Origin of the sequence: Halobellus sp. Atlit-38R (assembly GCF_003665925.1) — an archaeon.
GTDB classification, from domain to species: Archaea; Halobacteriota; Halobacteria; order Halobacteriales; family Haloferacaceae; genus Haloquadratum; species Haloquadratum inordinatus.
Genome location: NZ_QXIJ01000274.1, coordinates 1 through 478 on the forward strand (window position 1 = coordinate 1; position 478 = coordinate 478).

Below are 478 nucleotides of genomic sequence, written 5' to 3' on the forward strand. Positions count from 1 at the left end.
CACCGCGCGTCGAGCCGCGCCCAGAACCCGGGCGTGTCGGGGAGGAGCGCCCGCGGCTCGGCGGCCGCCGCGGCGTCGCCCTCGCTCGTCGTCTCGCCGCCCTCGGGCTCCGGTTCGACCAGTCGCTCGACGACGAACCCCGCGTCCGTGAGGGCGCGGTGGAGGTCGGAGACGGTGCGGTCGAACGCGACCAGGTCCGCGTCGTACGACTCGTCGATCTCGATCTCGCGGCGCGGCGGCGCGTGGTAGCCGCAGCGCGGCGCGCCGTCGTCCGGGTCGATCAGCTCTCGGAACGGGTGCATCACGGCCAGGTAGAACGTCCCTCCCGGCCGGAGGACGCGGCGCGCCTCGCGCACCGCGGCCTCTACGTCCGCCACCAGCTGGAACGCCGCCTCCGAGAAGGCCAGGTCGAACGCGTCGCTCGCGAGCGGCGCGCGGGTCACGTCGCCCTGAACGAAGCGCGCGTCGGCGCCGTAGT

At 75.5% G+C, this 478-nt stretch carries 1 protein-coding gene; it reads right to left on the minus strand.

Annotated features, from left to right (window positions below; genetic code table 11):
* Window positions 1–478 (minus strand): class I SAM-dependent methyltransferase (locus D3D02_RS19345; protein WP_147435769.1); only part of this gene is annotated, 478 nt, incomplete at both ends.